Below are 21,559 nucleotides of genomic sequence, written 5' to 3'. Positions count from 1 at the left end.
ATCCGTCACGCCCGGCCGGCGGTCAGGTCGTACAGGGTCGTGCCCGCCACCGCCCGGGACGGGAAAGACGCCTCCACCCATTCCGCGATCCGCGCCGCCGCGTCGCTGCCGCCCGACGCGGCGCGCGCTCCCGGCATCGCGCCGCCGACGAAGTAGTGGATCTTCTTCTGGGCGACGAGGCGCTGGAACTCCGCGAGCGTCGGGGCCGGGTCCGTGCCGTTGAACCCGCCGACGGCCATCACCGGACGGCCGCTCGCCAGCTGCAGGCCCGCCGCGCTGTTGGAGCCCACGGCCGCCGCCGCCCACGTGTACGCCGACGCGTCCGCCCGCAGCAGGGCCGTCACCCGCGCGTCCGGCGCCGCCGCGCGCAGCAGCCCGCTGGCTCCGCCGCCCGGCCCGCCCGCCGCACCGCCGCCCAGGCCACCGCCCAGGCCACGGGCCGCGCCCCCGGCCGCGCCGCCGGGCACGCCGCCGGGCACGCCGCCGGGCACGCCGCCGGGCACGCCGCCGGGCACGCCGCCGGGCACGCCGCGCGGTGGGCGGCGTCCGGTGCCGGGGGCGGGGAAGTTGCGCGGTAGGCCGGGGGGTGCGCCGCGCGGGCCGGTGCGCATTCCGGTGGGCGGACGGCCGAAGCCGCGTCCCGGCCCGCCGCGCGCCACCGCCGGGCCCGCCGTCACAATCGACCCGGTGTGCGGCGTCGCCGCCGTGTCCACCGCGTACGCGGCCGGGCCCGCCAGGCATGCGGCGACAGCGGCGCACGACGCCGCCGCTACCGCGCGGCGCGGCAGGAGCCGCAGCGCCGCCAGGGCTGCTGCGGCGGTCAGGCCCGCGGCCAGGACGAGGGGGCGCAGCCACGGCAGCCAGCCCGGCGACCGGCCGAGCAGCACGAACGACCACACCGCCGTCCCGGCTACCGCGACCGCCAGCACCGCCGCCGACGGGGAGCGGCGACGCTCCCACAGCACCGCCGCACCCAGCCCGGTCAGGGCCGCTATCGGCGGGGCCAGCGCCACCGTGTAGTACTCGTGGAAGATCCCCCGCATGAAGCTGAACACCGCGCCGGTGACCAGCAGCCACCCGCCCCACACCAGCAGGGCCGCCCGCACGCCGTCGGTGCGCGGCGCCCGCCGCACCGCCCACAGCCCCGCCGCGAGCAGCAGCAGCGCCGCCGGGAGCAGCCACGCGACCTGGCCGCCGATCACCGGGCCGAACATCCGCGCCCAGCCCGCGTCCCCGTCCGGGTTGCCGAGCCCCCCGGTCTCCGCGCCGTTCAGCCGCCCGAACCCGTTGTAGCCGAGCGCCAGCTCCAGCACGCTGTCGTGCTGCGACCCGCCGATGTAGGGACGCGACCCCGCCGGGACCAACGCGACCGCCGCCACCCACCAGCCCGCCGCGGCCACCAGCGCCGCGCCGCCCGCCAGCAGCCGCACGATCCGGCCCCGCACGCCGCCCGGCGCCACCGCCAGGTACACCACGGCGAACACCGGCACCACCAGGAACGCCTGCAGCATCTTCGCCAGGAACCCCGCGCCGACCAGCGCGCCGCACGCCACCACCCACCGCGCCCGCGTGTCCTCGCATGCCCGCAGCAGCGCGTACGCCGCCGCCGTCAGCAGCAGGACCAGCAGCGCGTCAGGATTGTCGAAGCGGAACATCAGCGCCGCGACCGGCGTCACCGCCAGCGCCGCGCCCGCCAGCAGCGCCGGGACGACGCTGCCCGGCGTCCGGCCCAGGGACCGCCGCACCGCCGCGTACAGCAGCGCGACCGTCCCCACGCCCATCAGCGCCTGCGGGACCAGCAGGCTCCAGGAGTTCACCCCGAACAGCCGCGCCGACAGCGCCATCGGCCACAGCGCGCCCGGCGTCTTGTCCACGGTGATCGCGCCCGCCGCGTCCGACGCGCCGAAGAAGAACGCCGACCAGCTCCGCGACCCCGCCTGCGCCGCCGCCGCGTAGAACGCGTTCGCCCAGCCCGACGCGCCTAGCCCCCACAGGTACAGCACCGCCGTCGCGGCCAGCAGCAGGCCCAGCGCGGGCCGCGCCCACTTCGGGTCGCCGCCGGACGCCGAGCGTGCCACCGTCGGCGGTGCGGTCGTCGCCGTCATGACGCCTCCAGCCGGTACAGGACGGACGAGCCGCCCGACGCCCCGCCGTACTCCGACGCCGGGACCTCCGTGCCGTGCGCGCGCACCCACGCGCTGACGCCGTCCGACCCCCGGTCCGGGCCGAAACCGCCGCCGACCAGCACATACCGCAACTGGCCCGACCGTACGAGCGCCTGCAGTTTCGCCACGGTCATCGCCGGGTCCGAGCCGGTGAACCCGCCCATCGCGATCACCGGACGGCCCGTCTCCAGGATCAGCGACGACGCCGACTGCGCGCTCGACACCGCCACCAGCCACCGCGCCGACCCCTGGTCGCGCACCAGGTAGGACGCCATCTTCGCGTCCACCCCGCCGCCCGGGCCGCCGCCGAACCCGCCGCGGCCCAGGCCGCCGCGCGGCAGGGCGCCCGGCATCCCCGGCGGCGCGCCGGACGGGACACCCCGCCGGGCGCCGGCTGGCGCGCCGGGCATCATCGCGGCCCGGCCCGGACGGCCCGGGAAACCCGCGCCCGCCGACGGGCCCGCCAGCGGATTGGTCCCGTTCGACGCCGTCGACGCCGCCGCGACCGAATACGCTCCCGGCCCGGCCAGGCCCGCGACCACCGCCGACGCCACAGCGACGGGCAGCAGACGCCGCGGCGTCGGCGCGTACCGGGCCGCGAGCAGGCCCGCGACCGCGACGACCGCCGCGACGGCGACCGTCCAGCGCAGCCACGGATGCCAGCCCGGCGTCCGCGCCAGCAGCGCGAACGCCCAGCCGCCCGTCACCGCGACGCCCAGCGGCACCGTCCACGCCCGGCGCCGCTCCCGGTACAGGGCGGCGGCCAGGACCGTCCCCGCGCCCGCCAGCGCCGCGACCGCCGGGGCCAGCGCCGTCGTGTAGTACGGGTGGAACGTCCCCTGCGCGAAACTGAACACCGCGTAGTGGACGGCCAGCCACCCGCCCCACAGCAGCAGCGCCGCGCCCTGCGGATCCCGGCGCGGACGCCGTCCCAGCAGCAGCCCCCCGGCCAGCAGCACCAGCCCCGCCAGCGGCAGCAGCCACGAGATCTGGCCGCCGACGACGTCGTTGAACAGCCGTCCCGCGCCCGGCTCCCCGCCGAACCCCGCACCGCCGCCCGGCCCGCCGCCGGGCGCGTCGCGGCCGAGGATCCGGCCGAGGCCGTTGTAGCCGACGACCAGATCCCACACCGTCCCGTCGGTGCTGCCGCCGACGAACGGCCGCGACCCCGCCGGGATCGCGTCCACCACCGCCATCCACCAGCCGCCCGACACCGCCAGCACCGCGCCCGCCGCCGCCAGATGCGCCACCCGCCGCAACAACGGCGGACGCGCCGCGACCAGGTACACCAGCGCGAACGCCGGGACGACCAGGAACGCCTGCAGCATCTTGGCGTTGAACCCGCACCCCACCAGGAACGCCGCCGCCAGCAGCCACCGCAGCCGCCCCCCGGCGACCGCGCGCTGCACCGCCCACGCGCCGGAAACCAGCAGCAGCACCAGCAGGGCGTCGGGGTTGTTGTCCCGGTCGATCGCGACGGTGATCGGCGTCAGCGCCAGCACCACCGCCGCCGCCAGCGCCGCCACCGGCCCGAACGCCCGCCGCACCGTCGCGTGCAGCACCGCGACCGCCGCCGTCCCCGCCAGCGCCTGCGGCAGCAGCAGCGCCCACGGGCCGAACCCCAGCACCCGCGCGAACAGCGCCTGCACCCACAGCGCCAGCGGCGGCTTGTCCACCGTGATGAACGACCCCGCGTCCAGCGACCCGAAGAAGAACGCCTTCCAGCTCTGCGTCGCGCTTTTCACCGCCGCCGCGTAGTAGGCGTTCGCCGTCCCGCCGCCCGGCAGGTCCCACGCGTACAGGGCGAACGCCGCGACCAGGACCGCCCACAGCGCCGGACGCGACCAGCGCGGCCCGTCCCCGCCCAGCACCGCCCGGCGCACCGCGCCCGGCGCCGTCATGGTCGCCGTCACGCCGCGCCCCTCTCGCCGCGCGGGCGGAAGATCCACGCCCGCATCAGCACGAACCGCGCCAGCGTCGCCACCGCGTTCGCCGCGACCAGCGCCAGCACCTCCACCGCGCGCGGCGCGCCCGGCGCCGCCGCGTGCAGCGCCGCCAGCCCGCCCGTGCTCAGCGCCAGCCCCAGCAGGAACGCCAGCAGCCCCTGCGCCTGGTGCCGCAGCGCGCCGCCCGCGCCCGTCACCCCGAACGTGAACCGGCGGTTGGCGGCCGTGTTCGCGACCGTCGTCGCCACCAGCGACACCGCGTTCGCCGCCAGCGGCCCGAGCACCGTCCGCAGCAGCACGAACAGGACGAGCTGCGCCGCCGTGCTCACCGCCCCGATCACCGCGAACACCGGAAGCTGCCGCGCCATCCCCGCCGGCAGGCCCTCCACCGCGGCCCGCCGGCGGCCGACCGGCGCGCCGAACCCGCCCGTCAGCATCCGCCGCGCCACCCGCGCCATCCCGCGCAGGTCGTCGCGGGCCGTCCGCCACACCTGCACCCGGCTGTCGGGATCGTCCACCCAGTCCACCGGGACCTCATGGATGCGCAGCCCGTTGCGCTCGGCCAGCAGCAGCAACTCGGTGTCGAAGAACCACTCCTCGTCCTCCACGCGCGGCAGCAGCGCCTGCACGATCTCCGTCCGCGCCGCCTTGAACCCGCACTGCGCGTCGGTGAACCTCGCCGCCAGCGCCGCGCGCAGCAGCAGGTTGTAGCAGCGGGAGATCACCTCCCGGCGCGGGCCCCGCACCACCGCCGCGCCCCGCGTCAGCCGCGACCCGATCGCCAGGTCGCTGTGCCCGGAGATCAGCGGCGCGACCAGCGGCAGGAACGCGTCCAGATCCGTCGACAGGTCCACGTCCATGTACGCGACGACGTCGGCGTCGCTGCCGCTCCACACGTGCCGCAGCGCCCGGCCCCGGCCCTTGCGGTCCAGCCGGACGGCCCGCACCCCGCGCAGCTCCGCCGCCAGGCCCTGCGCCGCGCGCCACGTCCCGTCGGTGCTGGCGTTGTCGGCGATCGTGATCCGGAACGGGTAGGGGAACGTCCCGTCCAGGTACCGGTGCAGGCGCCGCACGCTCGCGTCCAGCACCCGCTCCTCGTCGTGGACGGGCACGACGACCTCGACGAGCCGCAGCGGCGGCCCCGGCGGCACGTCCCGCGCGCCGCTCTCGGTGATCAGATGGCTCATGCGCTTCACCGTCGGGGCCGGGTCTGGGGGGCCCGTGAGGCGCGCATGAACGCCCCATGAGAATCAGGCCGGTTCGGCGGACCCGCCCGGCAGGGTCAGGCGCATCAGCGTCCCGCCGCCGTCCGCGCGGTCCACCGCGACCCGCCCGCCCGTCTCCCGCGCCACCCGCGCCACGATCGACAGGCCGAGGCCCGACCCCGGCAGGCTCCGCGCCGACGGCGACCGCCAGAACCGCTCGAACACGTGCGGGACGTCCGCCGCCGGGATCCCCGGGCCCTCGTCGGCCACCACCAGCTCCCCGCCCGCCAGCCGCACCCGCACCGTCCCGCCCGGCGGGCTGAACTTCACCGCGTTGTCCAGCAGGTTCACCACCGCCCGCTCCAGCGACCCCGGATCGCCGCGCACGAACCACGGCTCCACCGCCGCGTCCACCGTCAGGCCCGGGCCGCGCAGCCGCGCCCGCTCCACCGCCCGCCCCACCACCTCGTGCAGCGCGACCGCCGCCCGCTCGGGGCCCCGCTCGTCGGGACGGCCCAGCTCCAGCAGATCCCCCACCAGGCTCGACAGCTCCACCATCTGCGCCTTCACGCTCACCAGCAGCCGGTGCCGCGTCCCCGCCGGCAGCTCCCGGCCCGTCTGCTCCGACCGCAGCAGCAGGTCGATGTTGGTGCGCAGGCTCGTCAGCGGCGTCCGCAGCTCGTGGCCCGCGTCCGCGACGAGCTGGCGCTGGCGCTCCCGCGACGCCGCCAGCGCCGACGTCATCAGGTTGAACGACCGGCTCAGCCGGGCGATCTCGTCCGCGCCGTGCGCGGGGATCCGCGTCCCGAGGTCCTCGGTGCGGGCGATGTGCTCCACCGCGTCGGTCAGCTCGTCCACCGGGCGCAGCGACGCCCGCGCGATCATCAGGCCCGCGCCCGCCGACACCAGCACCCCGAACGCCGCCACCGCGATCAGCATCAGCGCCAGATCGTTCAGCGGACGGTCCACCTGGTCCAGCCGGATCGCGTACGACAGCGCCACCCGGGTCCCGTCCAGCGTCACCGCCGGGCGCGTCAGGACCCGCACGCCCGTGCCCTCACCGCCCGACGTCACCCCCGACCCGTTGTGGACGGCCTGCGCCGCCCGGCCCGCCGCGACGTCCCGGTCCGCGCGCGTCACCGTCAGCGCGCCCGCGTCCGGGACGGTGCAGCGCGTCCCGTCCGCCCGCACGACCTGCACCATGTCGTACGGGCCAGGGAAACGGAACGTTGATCCGGATTCGATGGGGTCCGGGGAGCACACCGCCACCAGCCGCGTCAGGTCCATCGCGACCCGCCCGCCGCGCCCCGGATCGCCCGGCCGCCCCGGCGGGCCGCCGCCCAGCACCCCCAGCCTCCGGTCCAGCTCCCGGTACAGCTGGTCGCGGACCAGGAACCACGACAGCGTCGCGCACGCCGCCACCGCCACCGCCACCGCCGTCGCGATCAGCAGCGCCAGCCGGCCCCGCAACGGCAGCCGCCGCAACGGCCGCCACGCCCGCCTCATGCCCGCCTCACGCCGCCGCGCGCAGCACGTACCCCACGCCCCGCACCGTGTGGACCACCCGCGGCAGCCCGCCCGCCTCGGTCTTGCGGCGCAGGTACATCACGTACACGTCCAGCGAGTTGGACGCGGGCTCGAAATCGAACCCCCACACCGTCTCCAGGATCTGCTCCCGCGTCAGGACCTGCCGCGGATGCAGCAGGAACATCTCCAGCAGCATGTGCTCGGTGCGCGTCAGGCCCAGCGGACGGCCCGCCCGCGTCACCTCCCGCGTCACCGTGTCCATCCGCAGGTCACCGAACGTCAGGACGTCGCCCGGCTCGGTCCCCGCCGGAGCCGCCATCGCGGTGCGGCGCAGCAGCGCCCGGATCCGCGCCAGCAGCTCGTCCAGCTCGAACGGCTTCACCAGGTAGTCGTCGGCGCCCGCGTCCAGGCCCGTCACCCGGTCCCCGACCATGTCGCGCGCCGTCAGCATCAGCACCGGCATCACCTCGCCCAGCGCGCGCAGCCGCCGGCACGTCGTCAGGCCGTCCATCCGCGGCATCAGCACGTCCAGCACGATCAGATCCGGACGACGCTCGGCCACCCGGTCCAGCGCCAGCGCCCCGTCGGCGGCCTCCTCCACCCGGTAGCCCTCGAACTCCAGGCTCCCCGCCAGCGACTCCCGCACCGCCGGCTCGTCGTCCACGATCAGGATCCGCGCCGCCGCGTCCTGCGTCCCCGCCTCCATGCACCCACCGTAACCACGCACCCCCGCGGCCCCACCGCCGCCGCCGGGATTCTCATCCCACTCTCAGGAACTTCTCAGCCACCCCTCAGCCCTGCGGCAACCACCGCACCGCATACTCGGACGACGTCGCCCACCGCACCACCCGACCAGCCGCTCCCGCCCAGCCCCCGCGCGTTCAGCATGGGCTCGCGAAACGCGACGCCCTTGCGCGTGGCCGCCCCCACGCGGGCCGTCCGCCGGCCCTGCCCCAGCGGCTCGCGGACGCCGACCCGCCCGGCCGCCGACGGCCGACCCGCCGCCTCGCGGACGGCCGACGCCCACACGCCGCCCGCGCGCCACGTCCGGACACGCGAGCGCCCGAGACGCGGCCCAGCGCAAAAGCGCAATCGGCGCATCCGGACACGCGGACGCCTGTGGGGCCGCGGACGCGTGGATGCATCCGGCGCGTCCGGACGCGCGAGAGCGAGCGCTGGCCGCTCACGAGCGCGAAGGTGCCCGTTGCGTGTCATCGCGCGGGTGCCTGCGGGCGGCGACGGCCCCGCTTCGCGCGCGGCGACGCCTAGGCCGGTCCGTCCGCCGGTTCTGGGGCGGGCTGCTTTCCGGTCTCGAGTGCCGGGTTGTTGGTCGGCGGCGGCTGGTCTGCGGCCTCGCGGGTGGCCGTCGCCCAGGCTGAGCCGTCCGCAGGTTCCGAGGCTGTCGGCTTCTGGACGTCCGCGCGCTTTCCGGACGCTGGCGACCGGTCGGCGGGGGCGGATGCCGCCTCCTCGGACCCGTTCGCCGGCGCTGGGACCTTTGGCCGCCGGGCGTTTTCCGTGGACATTGTGGGCGCGGGCGGCTGATCCGCCGGGTCGGGTGTGGCCGGCCGCGCTGGTCCGTCCGCGATGTCTGGGGCCGTGGGGTTTCTGGTTCCGGGCGTGGGGTTGTCGGCCGGGGCGGCGGTGGCCGCCGCCCACGCGGATCCGTCGGTCGCTTCCTTGGCCGGCGGCTTCCTGGCGTCGCGTGCGGAGGCGTCTGGCTGTGCGGCGGTGGCCTTTGCCCAGGCCGAGCCGTCGGCTGGGTCCGCGGGCGCAAGCATTCTGCGGTCGTTCGCGGGGGCGTTGGTTTCGGTGGCGGTGGCTGCTGCCCAGGCTGAACCGTCGGCCGGGGCCTCGGGGGTCGGCTTCCTGGAGGGGTGCGCGAGGGTGTCGGTCTGCGGGGTGGTGGCGGTTGGCGGGGCTGAGCCGTCGGCCGGTTCGTTGGGATTTGGGGTTTTGGGGGCGTTTGGGGACGGGTCTTGGGTGGCTGTTGCCCAGGCGTCAGGGGCCGGTTCTGCGGTTGGCGGGACGCGAAGTGGTGTGTCCGCTGGTGATGGGGCGGCGGTGGTTGGGCGGGGGGACGGGCGGGTCGCGGCCGTCCAGGTCGTTCGGGTCACGTCGACCACCACGTCGCGGGCCACGTCGCGCAGCAGGCCCCGCACGCGTTCGCGCAGCGCCGCCTTCAGGGCCTCCCGGAGCAGTTCGGTCAGGACCGCCTCGACCGCCAGGACCGTCGCGCGTGCCGCCGCGCGGCCCGCCAGGTCCCGCGCCGTCCGCGCCACCGCGCTGCCCGCCACGGCCGCGACCACTCCGCCCGCCGTGCGCGCCGCGTCGCTTCCCGCCGCGCGCACCGCCAGGTCCGCCGCCGCCGAGGTCACCGGGCGCAGGCCCGTGGTGTCGGCGGCGCGGGTCCGCACCGCCGTCGCCGCGCCCCGGACGGTCTCGCGCGCCGTCTCCCGCACCACCTGCACCGCCACGTCCCGGCCGACGTCCAGTGCGACCTCCACGGCGGCCTCGGCGACCGCGTCCAGCACCGCGTCCGCGACCGCCCGCGTCGCCGCCTGCACCACTGGGGCCGTCACCGTCGCCGACACCGTGCGGCCCGCCGCGTCCGCGACGGCCTCCAGCGCCGGGGACGACGCCCGCGCGAACGGGCCCGCCAGCGGACCGGCCAGCCGCGCCGCGCGCTGGGCGGCCTGCCCGGCCAGCGCGACCGCCGTCGTCGTCGCGTCCAGCGCCGCGCCGGTCACCGGGTGGGACTCCGCCGCGGCACGCGCGTCCGCCACCGCCCGCTCGGCCGCCGCGACCGCCAGCCGCACCGCCGCGTCGTGGGCGGCGCGTTCCACCGCGCGCATCGCGGGCGTCCCGGCGAGCCGGTCCAGCATCCGCGCCGCCGCCGTGTCCGCGCTCGCCCCGGCCAGGTCGCGGATCAGGTCGCCCGCGACGTCTTTGGCCAGGTCCCGGGCCGGTTCGGTGAGCGCCCCGGCCTTGCGGGCGGCGGGCGCCAGCTCGTCGCGCAGGCCCGTCCACAGCTCCTCCAGCCGGACGGCCGCCGCGCGGTCCAGCCGCGCCACCAGATCCCGCACCGGCTCGTCGGGGCCGCCCGGGTCCCGGTCCGCTCGTCCGTCCACGCCGCGCCCCCACTCGTCGGTCTCCTGCCACGATAACCGCCGGGCCCCGCCCTCCGGTTCCCGCGCGGCGCCGTGAAAAAGGACTCGCGCGCGGCGGACGGCGCCCGGTACCGTCCACGGCAGACGGAACGAACAACGACCGGAGGGGGGCGCGACCTATGGCCGTCGTCGACGGCGCCGCCCCGCGCGGCACTCCGGCCATCGTCGTCCTCCGGTCCCGCGGCTGACCCCTGCCCGCCGGGACCTCGCACCCGAAGGTTCCGTCTTGGACTTCCCGCACGACCTCCTCTCCCTCGGCTGGGACGAGGACTGGAACGCCCTGTTCACCCCGCACCGCGCCGCCGGGCTCGTCCCCGCGCGGATCACCGCCGTCGACCGCGGGCGCTGCGACGCCCACGGACCCGACGGCCCGCTGCGCGCCGCCTGCGCCCCGGCGCTCGCGCCCTGCACCGGCGACTGGGCGGCCCTGACCCCCGAAGAACCGCACGTCGCGGCGCTGCTGCCGCGCCGCACCGCGATCGTCCGCGCCTCGGCCGGACGGACGTCGGAAGGCCAGGTCCTGGCCGCCAACGTCGACACCGTCGCGGTCGTCGCCGCGCTGGACCGTCCCGTCAACCCCGGCCGGATCGAGCGGACGCTCGCGCTGGCCTGGGAGAGCGGCGCCCGGCCCGTGATCGTCCTGACCAAGGCCGACCGCAGCCCCGACCCCGCCGCCGACGCCGCCGAGGCAGCCGCGGCGGCGCCCGGCGTGGACGTCCGGACCGTCGCGGCCCTGGACGGCACCGGCCTCGACGCCGTCCGCGCCCTGCTCACCGGCACCGTGGCGCTGCTCGGCCCGTCCGGCGCGGGCAAGTCGACGCTGGCGAACGCGCTGCTCGGCGCCGACCGGCTCGCCACCGGCGCCGTCCGCGCCGCCGACGGCAAGGGACGCCACACCACCGTCCGCCGCGAACTGCACCCGCTGCCCGGCGGCGGCGCGCTCATCGACACCCCCGGCCTGCGCGGCGTCGGGCTCCACGACGCCGCGGACGGCATCCGGCACGTCTTCGCCGACATCGAGGACCTCGCCGTCGGCTGCCGCTTCGCCGACTGCGCGCACGTCGCCGAACCCGGCTGCGCCGTCCTGGCCGCCGTCGCGTCCGGCGCCCTGCCCGCACGGCGCCTGGACGGGTACCGCAGGCTCCTGCGCGAGGACGAGTGGGCGCGGTCCCGCGACGACGCCCGCCTGCGCGCCGAACGCACCGGCCGCCACAAGAAGATCGTCCGCGAGCAGAGGCGGCTCTACCGCGAGCGCGGCGCCCGGGAGGACGGCCGGTGACCTGGACGACCCGCCCCGAGACCGCCGCCGACCACGCGGCCGTCCGCGCCGTGCTGCGCGCCGCGTTCCCCACCCCCGCCGAGGCCGACCTCGTCGACGCGCTGCGCCGCGACCCCGCCTGGCTGCCGGGCCTGGCGTGGACGGCCGGCGACCCCGTCACCGGCTACGCCCTGCTCACCCGCTGCCACGTCGGGGACGCCGCCGCGCTCGCCCTCGCGCCCGTCGCCGTCCACCCGGACCGGCAGCGGACGGGAGCGGGCACCGCCGCCGTCACCGCCGCGCTGGACGCGGCGCGCGACGCCGGCGAAGCCTTCGCCGTCGTCCTCGGTGACCCGGCGTACTACGCGCGGTTCGGGTTCGTCCCCGCGCCGGGGATCACCGCGGACTTCCCGGACGGCGCGCTCATGGCCCTCGCCCTGCGCGACGGCCCCGTCCCCGCTGGGCGGATCCGCTACCCGGCCCCGTTCGGCGTCTGACGAGGACGCGCGCCTACCGGCCCCGCCGCCGGTAGGCGCGCGCCGTCAGCGGCACGAACACCGCCAGCAGCACCGCCGACCACAGGCACACCGCGAGCACCGGATGCGCCAGCGGCCACGGCGCCGGGCCCGCCGGGACGCCCGCGTTCCCGAACAGCGTCCGGCTCGCCGCCGTCAGCGCGCTCACCGGGCTCCACTCGGCCGCCACCCGCAGCCACGCGGGCATCCCGTCGGTCGGGACGAACGCGTTCGACAGCATCGACACCGGCAGCACCAGCGGCCCCAGCCGGTCCGCGACCTCCTCGCTGGGCGCCGCGAGCCCCAGCCAGCACCCGAGCCAGCTCAGCGCGTACCGCAGCAGGACGATCAGCGCGACCGCCCCCGCCGCCCGCGCCGCGCCCCGGTGCGGCGCCCAGCCCGCCGCCGCGCCCGCCCCCATCATGATCGCCAGGGCGAGCAGCCCGCCCGCCAGGTCCGCGCCGGTGTGCCCGAACGCCAGCGCCGACCGCGCCGTCGGCATCGCCCGGAACCGGTCCATGACGCCCTTCTCGGCGTCGGCGGCGACCTTCTGCGTCACCGCCATCAGCGACGACAGCGTCACCATCGAGAACAGGCCCGGCATCAGGTACTCGCGGTAGTCGCCGCCGCCCGGCACCTCGATCGCGCTGCCGAACACGTACCCGAACAGCACCACCATCACCGCCGGGAACACCAGCGCCGCGACCAGCTCGCCCGGCTGGTGCCGCAGGTGCGCCAGCTCCCGGCCCGCGAGGACCAGGCCGTCCGACAGCGCCCACCGCAGCCGCCGTCCCGCGACCGCGCTCATCGGGCCGCCTCCGCCGGCTCGGCGTCGGCGCCGGTGAGGCGCAGGAACACCTCGTCCAGCGTCGGGCGGCGCAGCGCGACGTCGTCGGCGTCCACGCCCGCCCGGTCCAGTTCCCGGACGACGTCGGCGAGCCGCACCGGCGCGGTCAGCGGCACGCTGAACCGGGTGCCGCCCGCCAGCGCCGGGTAGGCGCCCGCGAGCCGCGCCAGGACCTGCGCCGCGTCCGCCGCCCGCGCCGGGTCGGCGACGACGACGTCCAGCCGGTCCCCGATCCGCGACTTCAGCGCGTCCGGCGTGCCCGTCGCGATGACGCGGCCGTGGTCGACCACCGCGACCTCGTCGGCGAGCCGGTCGGCCTCCTCCAGGTACTGCGTGGTCAGCAGGACGGTCGCGCCGCCCGCCGCCAGCTCCCGCACCGCGTCCCAGATCGCGCCCCGGCTGCGCGGGTCCAGGCCGGTGGTCGGCTCGTCCAGGAACAGCACGTCCGGGCGCAGGATCAGGCTCGCCGCCAGGTCCAGGCGCCGCCGCATCCCGCCCGAGTAGCCGCCGACGACCCGGTCGGCCGCCGCCGTCAGCCCGAACCGCTCCAGCAGCTCGTCGGCCCGGCGCCGCGCCGCCGCGCGCGGCAGGTGGAACAGGCGGCCGAACATGCGCAGGTTCCCGCGCCCGGTCAGCTTCGCGTCCACCGCCGCGTACTGGCCCGCCAGCCCGATCCGGGCGCGGACGCGGGCGGCGTCGGCGACCACGTCCAGCCCGGCGATGCGCGCGTGCCCGGCGTCCGGCGCGGTCAGCGTCGCCAGGATGCGGACGGCCGTTGTCTTCCCGGCCCCGTTCGGGCCGAGCACGCCGCAGACCGTCCCGGCCGGGACGGCCAGGTCCAGCCCGCGCAGCGCGTGGGTGTCGCCGAAGCGCTTGTGCAGCCCTTCGGCGAGGACGATCGGATCCGCCATGGCCACCTCCCATTGGGTACGTCGTACGCAGAGAGAGGGTAGGCAACGGAGTACGGCGTACGCAACTAGAATCGTCCGGACGGAGGTGCCACGCCCGGTGACCGAACCCACCACGATCTGGAGCCGTCCCGAACGGCAGAGCCGCGGGCCGCGGCCCGCCTACAGCCGCGCCCAGATCACCGCCGCGGCCGTCGCCGTCGCCGACGCCGACGGGCTGGACGCCGCGTCCATGCGCCGCGTCGCCGCCGAGATCGGCACCGGCGCGATGTCGCTGTACCGGTACGTCCCGAGCCGCGACGACCTCGTCGAGCTGATGATCGACCACGTCCACGGCGAGTTCGGCCTGCCCGACGCCCCGAGCGGCGACTGGCGCGCCGACCTGCGGCTCGGCGCCGAGCACGCCCGCGCCGCCCTGCTGCGCCACCCCTGGGCCGTCGACGCCCGCCGCGCCCGCCCCGCGCTCGGGCCGAACCAGCTCCGCTACCTGGAGTTCATGATGGGCGCCCTGGACGTCGGCATCCCCGTGGACGACATCATGACCTACAGCGGGCTGGTCACCTCCTACGTGCAGGACACCGTCCGCGAGGAGGCCGCCTGGGCCGCCGAGACCCGCCGCACCGGCATGACCGCCGACGCCTGGATGCGCGCCAGCGGCGGCTACGTCCGCGACCTCATGGCGTTCGGGCGGTACCCGATGCTCACCCGCGTCGTCCGCGACGCCCGCCAGCCCCACCTCGGACGCGAGGAGCGCTTCGCCTACGGGCTCGACCGCGTCCTGGCGTGCATCGCGGCGATGCTCCCCGAGGTGCCCTGATCAGGCGGTTCGGCCGCGATGCCGCCCTGATCAGGCGTTCCCCGGCCGCCGGGACCACAGCGCCGCGTCCACCGTGTCCAGCAGCCACGCCCACGACGCGTCGGTCTCGCGCGGCGTGTGCGCGAACCCGCCCGTCGCCTCCAGGCTCACGAACCCGTGGAACACGCTGCCGAGGAACCGCACCGCGTCCGTCTCGTCCGGCTCGGGCAGGCCGTAGCCGCGCAGCAGCGCCCGCGTCATCGCCGAGTGCCGCGGCGCGGCGCTCGCCGCGGCGGTCTCGGCGTCCAGCGGGAACCGCGTCGCCGCGTACCGGCCCGGGTGCTCGTGGGCGTACGCGCGGTAGGCGCCGGCGAACGCGACCAGCGCGTCCCGGCCCGACCGGCCCGCCAGCGCCTCGGCGACGCGGTCCGCCAGCTCGTCCAGCGCCAGCAGCGCCACCCGCGTCTTCAGGTCCCGCGCGTTGGCGATGTGCGCGTACAGGCTCGGGTCCTTCACCCCGAGCCGCCGCGCGACGGCCGAGACGGTCAGGTTGCCGAACCCGGACTCGTCGGCCAGCTCCGCCGCCGTCCGGGCCAGGAGTTCGGCGGTGACGCGCGCCATGCGGCCTCCGTCCTCGCAGGGTGGGTGAACGGCCGAAACCCTAGCCGGGCTCGCCCCGGTGCCGCGCGATGATCCGCGTCAGGTCCGTCACCGGGGACGCCGCCAGCCGGTGGTTGGTGTCGTCGTAGCGGCGCGTCGTGCGCGGATCGGCGTGGCCCGCCAGGTCCTGCACCTTCGGCAGCGGCACGTCGTTGCCGAGCAGCGTCGTGATGACCGTCCGGCGCCCGCTGTGCGGGCTCAGCTTGCGCGCGGCGGGCAGGCCGGCGCGCTCGGCCTGGGCGCGCAGGATGTTGGTGACGTCCCGCTGCGTGAGCCGCTTCCCGCCCGGACGGCGTGGATCGTGCGGATGCGGCGTCGTCACCAGCAGCGGGCCCCCGTCTTCGCCCCGGACGGCCAGGTAGGCGTCCAGCACGCGGCACAGGTCCCCGTCCAGCCGGACGTAGCCGCGCGCGCCCGGGCCCTTGCCCTTCAGCGCGTGCCGCAGCACCCGGTACCCGGCCTCGGTGTCCAGGTCCGCGACGTCCGCGCCGGTGATCGCCGACACGCGCAGCGCCGTGTAGAACAGCAGCGCGACGACGGCCGCGTCCCGCCACGCCGCCTCCGTGCCGTCGCGGCGGGCGCGCTGCTCGGCCGTGTCCAGCAGCGCCGCCGTCTCCCGGACGCTGAGCGTCGGCGCCTTGCGCGCCGCCGCCTCGATCTCCGCCGCCGACGGGCGCCGCACCAGCAGCGTCGGGTTGCGCTCCGCCGCGTCGTTGGACTGCAGGTACCGGTACCACGACGACACCGCCGCCAGCCTGCGCGCCTTGGTCGCCGACCCCGCGGGCCGCGTCCCGCCGCCCCGGACGGCCACGGTCATCGTCGCCGTCCAGTCGTCCACGTCGGCCCGCCGCGCGGCCAGCGGATCCAGCCGGGTGCGGGCGCAGTGGTCCAGCCAGCCCGCCAGGTCCTGGAAGTAGGCGCGGCGGGTCGCGTCACTGCGCTGGCCCCGCAGCCACGCCGCCGTCAACGCCCGCAGCCCGTACCGCTCGCCCGGCTCGTCGTCCGGCAGCACGGGCAGCACCGCGACGGCCTCGGTGAACGCGTCCCCGCCGGACGGCACGGCTTCGGCGACCGCGTCGCCGCCCGACGGCACGGCCGCTGCTGCACGCGGCGCGGGCACCACGCGCACGTCGTCGTCGGAACCCGTCACGCCACCCCTCCCGAGCCCGGCTCCCGGCCGGGCGTCACCCGCGCCGCCGACCGGCACCCCGAAAGTTTCCCAAAAAGATCCGGCGGACGGTGTCGGGTCGAGGCGGGTCCGTCCGTAGCAAGGGTGAGGCCGCAAGACGCGGCACGCCCGACACCCGCAAGGAGACACCATGACCGCCACCTACACCTTCGACATCTTCTCCACGCTCGACGGCTACGCCAACCACAACGGCGACTGGGGCGGCTACTGGAGCAAGCAGGGCCCCGAGTTCCTCGCGCACCGCGCAGCCGCCTACCGCGACCCGCTGCGCATGGTCCTCGGCGCCAAGACCTACACCTCCAACGCCCCGTTCCTGGCCCCGACCTTCGACCGCAGCCGTGTCGACGAGTGGATCACGCGCATGTTCGCCTCCCCGGTCACCGTCTTCTCCAGCCGACTGACCGAGCCCCTCGACTGGCCGGACACGACCATCGACCCCGGCGACCCGATCGAGGCGGTCACCCGGCTCAAGGCCGAATCCGACGTGCCGCTGCGCTCCCACGGCAGCCTGACCCTCAACCGCGCCCTGCTGAACGCCGGCCTCGTCGACGCCGTCGAAATCACGATCTTCCCCGTCATCTCCGGCACGACCGGCGTCGCCCGGATCTTCAACGGCGCCGACGACTTCGACCTCGAACTCGTCGACGCCCGAACCTTCGACACCAACACCCAGGTCCTGACCTACCGCCCAACCCGCCACAACTGACCACCGACGGGCCACCGACGGGCCACCGAACCGTCAGCGTCGAAGCGGTCGGCGTCGAAGCGGTCAGCGGCGGCGCGGCGCCGAATCCTGCAATGCGGGCGGGATGCCGACCTTTTCGTGCGAGGCGAGGTCGACCCCCGGCGCGTCGATCGCGCCGGTCGCGCCGGTCGCTTTAGAGCGTCACCCGGCGCCACAGTGCCGCCAGCAGCGCGCTGGTCCGGCAGCTGGTCCGGCAGCTGGTCCGGCGCGCAGGGGCGCTGGCGGTCCGGTGCGCGGCGGTCGGTGATCCAACGTGCGCGGGGCGCTGCGCGCCGGGGCGTCCAACGCCGGGCTGCCCGCGCGCTGGCGGGCGGCAGTGCGACGCAAGCGCCGCCTGGCACGGCATCGCGCGCCAGCCACGCCGGAGGCGCCGTGACGAAGCCGGGCGCGAGCTGAATCAGCGTCAGCCCGGCCTCCCGGCCGACCCCCGCCGCTCCACTGCGTCCAGCCCGGCGCGGTTCGGGAGACGCGACAAGCCACACCGCGCGGGCACTTCCCAACGCGCTGCAAATCGGTCGGCGCCGCCATCGTCTCCTTGCCACCCGCCTCCTCGCTCCGACATCATGGCTAAACGGATCATTGTTCCGCAGTGTTCCGAAACCATGTTCCGTTTTAATGAACCCGGAGGCGGCAGGTGCGAGACGACGGCGAGGCCCCGCGCAGGCGGGCGGACGCTCTGCGCAACGAGCGGACGCTGCTCGACGCCGCGGCGGCGGTCTTCGTGGAGTCCGGCGTCGAGGCGCCGGTCCGCGACATCGCGGCCCGCGCGGGCGTCGGGGTGGCCACGATCTACCGCCACTTCCCGACCCGGGCCGACCTCATCATCGCCGTCTACCGGAACCAGGTGGAGGCGTGCGCCGAGGCCGGGACGGCCCTGCTCGAAGGCGGAACGGCCCCGCACGCCGCGCTGGGCCGGTGGATCGACCTGTTCGTGGACTTCCTGGTCACCAGACACGGACTCGCGGCCGTCCTGCGCTCCGAGCGGAAAGAGTTCGACGCACTGCACGCCTACCTCCTCGACCGGCTCCTGCCGGTGTGTGCGCAGCTGCTCGACGCGGCCGTCGCGGCCGGGGAGATCCACGCTCGCGTGGACGCCTATGACCTGATGCGCGGCGTCGGTAACCTCTGCATCGGCGCCGAGAGCGACCCGCGCTACGACGTCCGCCGCTTGGTGCGCCTGCTCATCGCAGGACTCCGCCCGTGAACCCCGCACATCGCGGAACATCGTTCCGCTTGCGGGCGCCAGGGCCCGACGTGACACTTCTGGGAAGCTAATAATCGAAACGTCGTTCCGATTACGTCCGGAACACCGTTCCGGTTGGCTTTGGTCCGGTGGTGAGCCGTGCGGAAGTGGTGACTTCGACAGGGTGAGCTGGCGCCTGCACCGTTGCCGAGGGCCCCTTCCCTTGCCCCTGCTCGCCACGGTGCTCGTCCGTGCGTCGCCCTGCGCCTGTCCGCGCCGGTCGAGCTTTGGGTCGGGCGTGGTGTACGCGAGTGTGGTGTGGGTCGGCCGGGCTTTGGGTCGAGTGCGGTGTTGGTGGGTGCGCTCTAGGGTGGCCGGGCTTTGGAGTGGGTGGGGCGTGAGCAGGGCATTTGTGGGGCGCGGGTGGGGTTAGTGGAGTTGGTTGCGGCGGCGGGTCAGGTAGGCGGTCTCGGCGGTGTTGCCGGCCAGGGCTATGGCCTTGTCGTAGGCCTCGCGGGATTGTTGGCTGCGGCCCAGTCTGCGTAGTAGGTCGGCGCGGGTGGCGTGGTAGGCGTGGTAGTCGGCGAGTTTTTCGGCGAGGGTGTTGATGGAAGCCAGGGCCACGTCGGGGCCGTCCAGTTCGGCGACTGCGATCGCGCGGTTCAGGGCGACGATCGGTGACGGGTCGAGGCGGACGAGCTGGTCGTAGAGGGCGACGACCTGCGACCAGTCGGTGTCGCGGATGTCGCGGGCGGACGTGTGCACCGCGTTGATCGCCGCGAGGATCTGGTAGCGGCCCGGCGCGGTTCCGGCGGCGGCTGCGGCGAGGCGTTCGCGGACCAGGCGGTGTCCCTCGGCGATCAGTGTCGCGTCCCAGGAGCCGCGGTCCTGCTCGGCCAGCGGGACCAGTTCGCCGTCGGCCGAGACGCGGGCGGTGCGGCGGGCCTCGGTGAGCAGCATCAGCGCCAGCAGCCCGGCGACCTCGCCGTCGTCCGGCAGGAGCGCGCGGATCAGGCGGGTGAGGCGGATCGCCTCGGCGGTCAGGTCCTGGCGGACGGGGTCGGTGCCGGGGCCGGTCGCCAGGTAGCCCTCGTTGAACACCAGGAACAGGACGGCGAGCACCCCGGACAGCCGTCCCGGAAGGTCCGCGGCGGACGGCACCCGGTACGGGATGCCCGCCGCCTTGATCTTCGCCTTCGCGCGGGTGATCCGCCGCTCCATCGCGGTCTCCTGCACCAGGAACGCGCGGGCGATCTCCGGGACGGTCAGCCCGCCGAGCATCCGCAGCGTCAGCGCCACGCGGGTCTGCATCGCCAGCGCCGGATGGCAGCAGGTGAAGATCAGCCGGAGCCGGTCGTCGTCGATCGCGCCGACCGGCGCGGGCGGGTCGTCGTCGAACACCGTCCGCGCCTCCTTGTGCTTGTCGTCGCGCTTGCTCTCCCGGCGGATCCGGTCGATGGCCTTGCGGTTGGCGGTCGTCGTCAGCCAGGCGCCCGGGTTGGGCGGCACGCCGTCGGACGGCCACCGCTGGACGGCCGTCGCGAACGCCTCGGCGGCGGCCTCCTCGGCGACGTCCAGATCGCCGAAGCGCCGGGTCAGGCCGGCGACGACCCGCGCCCACTCGTCACGGTGGGCGCGGGCGACCGCCGCGTGGGCGTCGGTCACAGGAACGGTCGCACTTCGAGCTTGCGGTCGCAGATCCGCGACGCCTCGGCGGCGAGGGCGAGCGCCACGTCCAGGTCCGGGGCCTCCCACACCCAGACTCCGGCGAGGTACTCCTTGGACTCCAGGAACGGCCCGTCGCTGAACACCGCCTGCTCGCCCCGGTTGTCGACGACGGTGGCCGCGTCGGTGGCGGCGAGCCCGCCCGCGAACACCCAGTGGCCCTCGGCCATCAGCCGCTTGTTGAACTCGCCGATCGCGGGCACCCGGTCCGCGCTGCCGGGATTGTCCTTGTCGTCGATCACCGAAACCAGATACCGCATCGCGCGGTCACCTCCCATGGTGTGCAGAACAGTGTCGGCGGCGCCGGTCATGACGCGGCCTTGCGGGGCATCAGGGCGACGAGCGGGACGCTCAGGGCGAGCAGCCCCATGACGGCGAGCAGGCTGGTCGTCATGGCGTGGTCCGGGCCCCCCGCCGAGCCCTGGAAGAAGATCGAGGTCACCGCCGCCGATCCTATTCCGGACGCGAGCTGCTGGATCGAGCTGAGCGATCCGCTCGCGCTCCCGGCCTCGCCGGGGTCGATGTCGCCGAGCGCGACGTCGAAGATCGTGCTGTAGCAGCAGCCCATCCCGACGCCGACCACGAAGAACGCCGGCGTGAGCGTCCACGGGCCGACGCCGGTGCCCGACGCGGCGACCAGGGCGAGCACCCAGCCGCACCCCGCCAGGATGACCGCCAGCCCCGCGAAGACCAGAGTGCGGCCGAGCCGGGCGACCAGCCCGCCCATCGCGGCGAACGCCGAGCCGATGACGCCGACCGTCAGCGGCAGCAGCGTCAGCGCCGCCGCGCGCGGTGAGGCGTGCAGGCCCTCCTGGAGGAACAGCGACAGCACGTAGACCAGCCCGATCGTCGCGGCGAAGACGGTGAGCCCGACGACCAGGCCGGACGTGAAGCCTCGGTTGCGCAGCAGCGACGGCTTGAGCAGCGGATCGGACGCCGTCGACTGCCGACGGGCGAACGCGGCGAAGAACACCGCGCCGACGCCGACCGACGCGACCGGGACAAAACCCCACCCGTCCCCGGCCCCCTCGATCAGCCCGTACAGCAGGCCGAACATCGCGCCCGCGAGCAGGACCGAGCCCCACCCGTCGACGACCGTGGACCGGTCGCCGGCGTCGGACGGGAGGATCCGGACGGCCACCGCGAGCCCGGCCACGCCGAGCACCACGTTGACCAGGAAGACCGGGCGCCACGACAACCCGAACAGGTCCGCGCTGATGATCAGCCCGGCCAGCGCCGGGCCGCCGATCGTGGCCACGCCCAGCAGCGGCCCGAACAGCCCGAACGCCCGGGTGAGCATCGGACGCGGGAACGTCCTCGTCATGATCCCCATCCCCTGCGGGATCAGCAGCGCGCCGAAGGCCCCCTGCGCCGCCCGGGCCGCGAGCAGCGGCGCCGGTCCGGGAGCCAGGCCCGCCACCGCCGACGCGGCCGTGAACCCGGCCATCCCGATCAGGAAGAGCCTGCGCTGCCCGTACTTGTCGCCCAGCCGTCCGCCGACCATGAGCAGCACGCCCATCGCCAGCATGTAGGCCGTGCCCAGCCACTTGATCAGGCCGGGCCCGCCGTGCAGATCCGCCGCGATGGTCGGCGCGGCGATGTTGGTGACGGTCGCGTCGATCACGTCCAGGGCGTCGGCGAGCAGCACCAGCGCCAGGATCGCCCACATCGACCGGGCGGACGCGGCACGGGCGGGCGCCGCGGTCATGGTCGTCATCAT

Annotated in this window: 18 protein-coding genes; 5 read left to right on the top strand and 13 right to left on the bottom strand. The window is 76.1% G+C overall.

Features of this window, described 5'->3' with window-relative positions; genetic code table 11:
• Window positions 1-5: 5 nt before the first annotated feature.
• The 6 genes from GQ466_RS32485 to GQ466_RS24915 form a co-directional block, all read right to left on the bottom strand.
• Entirely contained in the window at window positions 6-2,105 is a 2,100-nt protein-coding gene (locus GQ466_RS32485; RefSeq protein WP_161105453.1) for a glycosyltransferase family 39 protein, read from the bottom strand.
• The gene (locus GQ466_RS24935; protein WP_337193616.1) at window positions 2,102-4,078 is read right to left on the bottom strand and encodes an ArnT family glycosyltransferase; all 1,977 of its coding nucleotides are present in this window, start codon (window positions 4,076-4,078) and stop codon (window positions 2,102-2,104) included. The genes GQ466_RS32485 and GQ466_RS24935 overlap by 4 nt, the downstream gene beginning before the upstream one ends.
• Window positions 4,075-5,298, bottom strand: coding sequence for a glycosyltransferase (locus GQ466_RS24930; RefSeq protein WP_161105452.1), 1,224 nt, complete (start codon window positions 5,296-5,298; stop codon window positions 4,075-4,077). The genes GQ466_RS24935 and GQ466_RS24930 overlap by 4 nt, the downstream gene beginning before the upstream one ends.
• Before the next feature lie 63 nt (window positions 5,299-5,361).
• Window positions 5,362-6,822, bottom strand: a complete 1,461-nt coding sequence (locus GQ466_RS24925; protein WP_161105451.1) for a HAMP domain-containing sensor histidine kinase — start codon at window positions 6,820-6,822, stop codon at window positions 5,362-5,364.
• Between the two features lie 7 nt (window positions 6,823-6,829).
• Complete coding sequence (locus GQ466_RS24920; protein WP_161105450.1) at window positions 6,830-7,549, bottom strand: response regulator transcription factor; 720 nt, start codon at window positions 7,547-7,549, stop codon at window positions 6,830-6,832.
• Window positions 7,550-8,108: 559 nt separating this feature from the next.
• Window positions 8,109-9,974 carry a hypothetical protein gene (locus GQ466_RS24915; protein WP_161105449.1) on the bottom strand — a complete coding sequence of 622 codons (1,866 nt, stop codon included), beginning with the start codon at window positions 9,972-9,974 and terminating at the stop codon, window positions 8,109-8,111.
• Window positions 9,975-10,239: 265 nt separating this feature from the next.
• On the opposite strand from GQ466_RS24915, the gene rsgA reads away from it, so the two are divergent.
• A complete protein-coding gene (gene rsgA, locus GQ466_RS24910) occupies window positions 10,240-11,292 on the top strand; it encodes a ribosome small subunit-dependent GTPase A (protein ID WP_161105448.1) in 1,053 nt (350 codons plus the stop codon).
• Window positions 11,289-11,768 carry a GNAT family N-acetyltransferase gene (locus GQ466_RS24905; protein WP_337193615.1) on the top strand — a complete coding sequence of 160 codons (480 nt, stop codon included), beginning with the start codon at window positions 11,289-11,291 and terminating at the stop codon, window positions 11,766-11,768. The genes rsgA and GQ466_RS24905 overlap by 4 nt, the downstream gene beginning before the upstream one ends.
• Window positions 11,769-11,781: 13 nt before the next feature.
• Here the strand turns inward: GQ466_RS24905 and GQ466_RS24900 are convergent, their stop codons facing one another.
• Both GQ466_RS24900 and GQ466_RS24895 read right to left on the bottom strand, forming a co-directional pair.
• Window positions 11,782-12,594, bottom strand: coding sequence for an ABC transporter permease (locus GQ466_RS24900; RefSeq protein WP_161105446.1), 813 nt, complete (start codon window positions 12,592-12,594; stop codon window positions 11,782-11,784).
• The gene (locus tag GQ466_RS24895; RefSeq protein WP_161105445.1) at window positions 12,591-13,544 is read right to left on the bottom strand and encodes an ATP-binding cassette domain-containing protein; all 954 of its coding nucleotides are present in this window, start codon (window positions 13,542-13,544) and stop codon (window positions 12,591-12,593) included. Before GQ466_RS24895 ends, GQ466_RS24900 begins: the two co-directional genes overlap by 4 nt.
• A 97-nt stretch (window positions 13,545-13,641) precedes the next feature.
• Here GQ466_RS24895 and GQ466_RS24890 point away from each other — a divergent pair, with 97 nt between their 5' ends.
• Window positions 13,642-14,358, top strand: coding sequence for a TetR/AcrR family transcriptional regulator (locus tag GQ466_RS24890; protein WP_337193614.1), 717 nt, complete (start codon window positions 13,642-13,644; stop codon window positions 14,356-14,358).
• Window positions 14,359-14,388: 30 nt separating this feature from the next.
• Here GQ466_RS24890 and GQ466_RS24885 read toward each other — a convergent pair whose 3' ends face one another.
• Together GQ466_RS24885 and GQ466_RS24880 are read right to left on the bottom strand one after the other, a co-directional pair.
• Complete coding sequence (locus GQ466_RS24885; protein ID WP_161105443.1) at window positions 14,389-14,958, bottom strand: TetR/AcrR family transcriptional regulator; 570 nt, start codon at window positions 14,956-14,958, stop codon at window positions 14,389-14,391.
• Window positions 14,959-14,998: 40 nt separating this feature from the next.
• Window positions 14,999-16,147, bottom strand: coding sequence for a tyrosine-type recombinase/integrase (locus tag GQ466_RS24880; protein ID WP_161105442.1), 1,149 nt, complete (start codon window positions 16,145-16,147; stop codon window positions 14,999-15,001).
• Window positions 16,148-16,316: 169 nt separating this feature from the next.
• On the opposite strand from GQ466_RS24880, the gene GQ466_RS24875 reads away from it, so the two are divergent.
• Window positions 16,317-16,892 (top strand): dihydrofolate reductase family protein, encoded by a 576-nt coding sequence (locus tag GQ466_RS24875; protein WP_161105441.1) that lies wholly within the window; start codon window positions 16,317-16,319, stop codon window positions 16,890-16,892.
• A 673-nt stretch (window positions 16,893-17,565) separates the two neighbouring features.
• Entirely contained in the window at window positions 17,566-18,135 is a 570-nt protein-coding gene (locus tag GQ466_RS24870) for a TetR family transcriptional regulator (RefSeq protein WP_161105440.1), read from the top strand.
• A gap of 408 nt (window positions 18,136-18,543) precedes the next feature.
• Here GQ466_RS24870 and GQ466_RS24865 read toward each other — a convergent pair whose 3' ends face one another.
• The 3 genes from GQ466_RS24865 to GQ466_RS24855 are packed head-to-tail and all read right to left on the bottom strand — an operon-like array spanning window position 18,544 to window position 21,547.
• Window positions 18,544-19,779, bottom strand: a complete 1,236-nt coding sequence (locus tag GQ466_RS24865; protein ID WP_161105439.1) for a DUF6596 domain-containing protein — start codon at window positions 19,777-19,779, stop codon at window positions 18,544-18,546.
• A complete protein-coding gene (locus GQ466_RS24860; protein WP_161105438.1) occupies window positions 19,776-20,099 on the bottom strand; it encodes a YciI family protein in 324 nt (107 codons plus the stop codon). Before GQ466_RS24860 ends, GQ466_RS24865 begins: the two co-directional genes overlap by 4 nt.
• A gap of 47 nt (window positions 20,100-20,146) precedes the next feature.
• Entirely contained in the window at window positions 20,147-21,547 is a 1,401-nt protein-coding gene (locus tag GQ466_RS24855) for an MFS transporter (RefSeq protein WP_202421057.1), read from the bottom strand.
• Between the last annotated feature and the right edge of the window lie 12 nt (window positions 21,548-21,559).

Origin of the sequence: Actinomadura rayongensis (assembly GCF_009831215.1) — a bacterium.
GTDB classification, from domain to species: Bacteria; Actinomycetota; Actinomycetes; order Streptosporangiales; family Streptosporangiaceae; genus Spirillospora; species Spirillospora rayongensis.
The sequence above is the reverse complement of the archived record's forward strand: the minus strand, read 5'-3'. Positions and strand labels throughout refer to the sequence as shown.

What these genes read in the sequence shown, in the direction of transcription:
- GQ466_RS24920 (WP_161105450.1), bottom strand. Translation starts at nt 7,549, where the DNA reads ATGGAGGCGGGGACGCAGGACGCGGCGGCGCGGATCCTGATCGTGGAC.
- GQ466_RS24900 (WP_161105446.1), bottom strand. Translation starts at nt 12,594, where the DNA reads ATGAGCGCGGTCGCGGGACGGCGGCTGCGGTGGGCGCTGTCGGACGGC.
- GQ466_RS24925 (WP_161105451.1), bottom strand. Translation starts at nt 6,822, where the DNA reads ATGAGGCGGGCGTGGCGGCCGTTGCGGCGGCTGCCGTTGCGGGGCCGG.
- GQ466_RS24885 (WP_161105443.1), bottom strand. Translation starts at nt 14,958, where the DNA reads ATGGCGCGCGTCACCGCCGAACTCCTGGCCCGGACGGCGGCGGAGCTG.
- GQ466_RS24860 (WP_161105438.1), bottom strand. Translation starts at nt 20,099, where the DNA reads ATGCGGTATCTGGTTTCGGTGATCGACGACAAGGACAATCCCGGCAGC.
- GQ466_RS24930 (WP_161105452.1), bottom strand. Translation starts at nt 5,298, where the DNA reads ATGAGCCATCTGATCACCGAGAGCGGCGCGCGGGACGTGCCGCCGGGG.
- GQ466_RS32485 (WP_161105453.1), bottom strand. Translation starts at nt 2,105, where the DNA reads ATGACGGCGACGACCGCACCGCCGACGGTGGCACGCTCGGCGTCCGGC.
- GQ466_RS24875 (WP_161105441.1), top strand. Translation starts at nt 16,317, where the DNA reads ATGACCGCCACCTACACCTTCGACATCTTCTCCACGCTCGACGGCTAC.
- GQ466_RS24895 (WP_161105445.1), bottom strand. Translation starts at nt 13,544, where the DNA reads ATGGCGGATCCGATCGTCCTCGCCGAAGGGCTGCACAAGCGCTTCGGC.
- GQ466_RS24855 (WP_202421057.1), bottom strand. Translation starts at nt 21,547, where the DNA reads ATGACCGCGGCGCCCGCCCGTGCCGCGTCCGCCCGGTCGATGTGGGCG.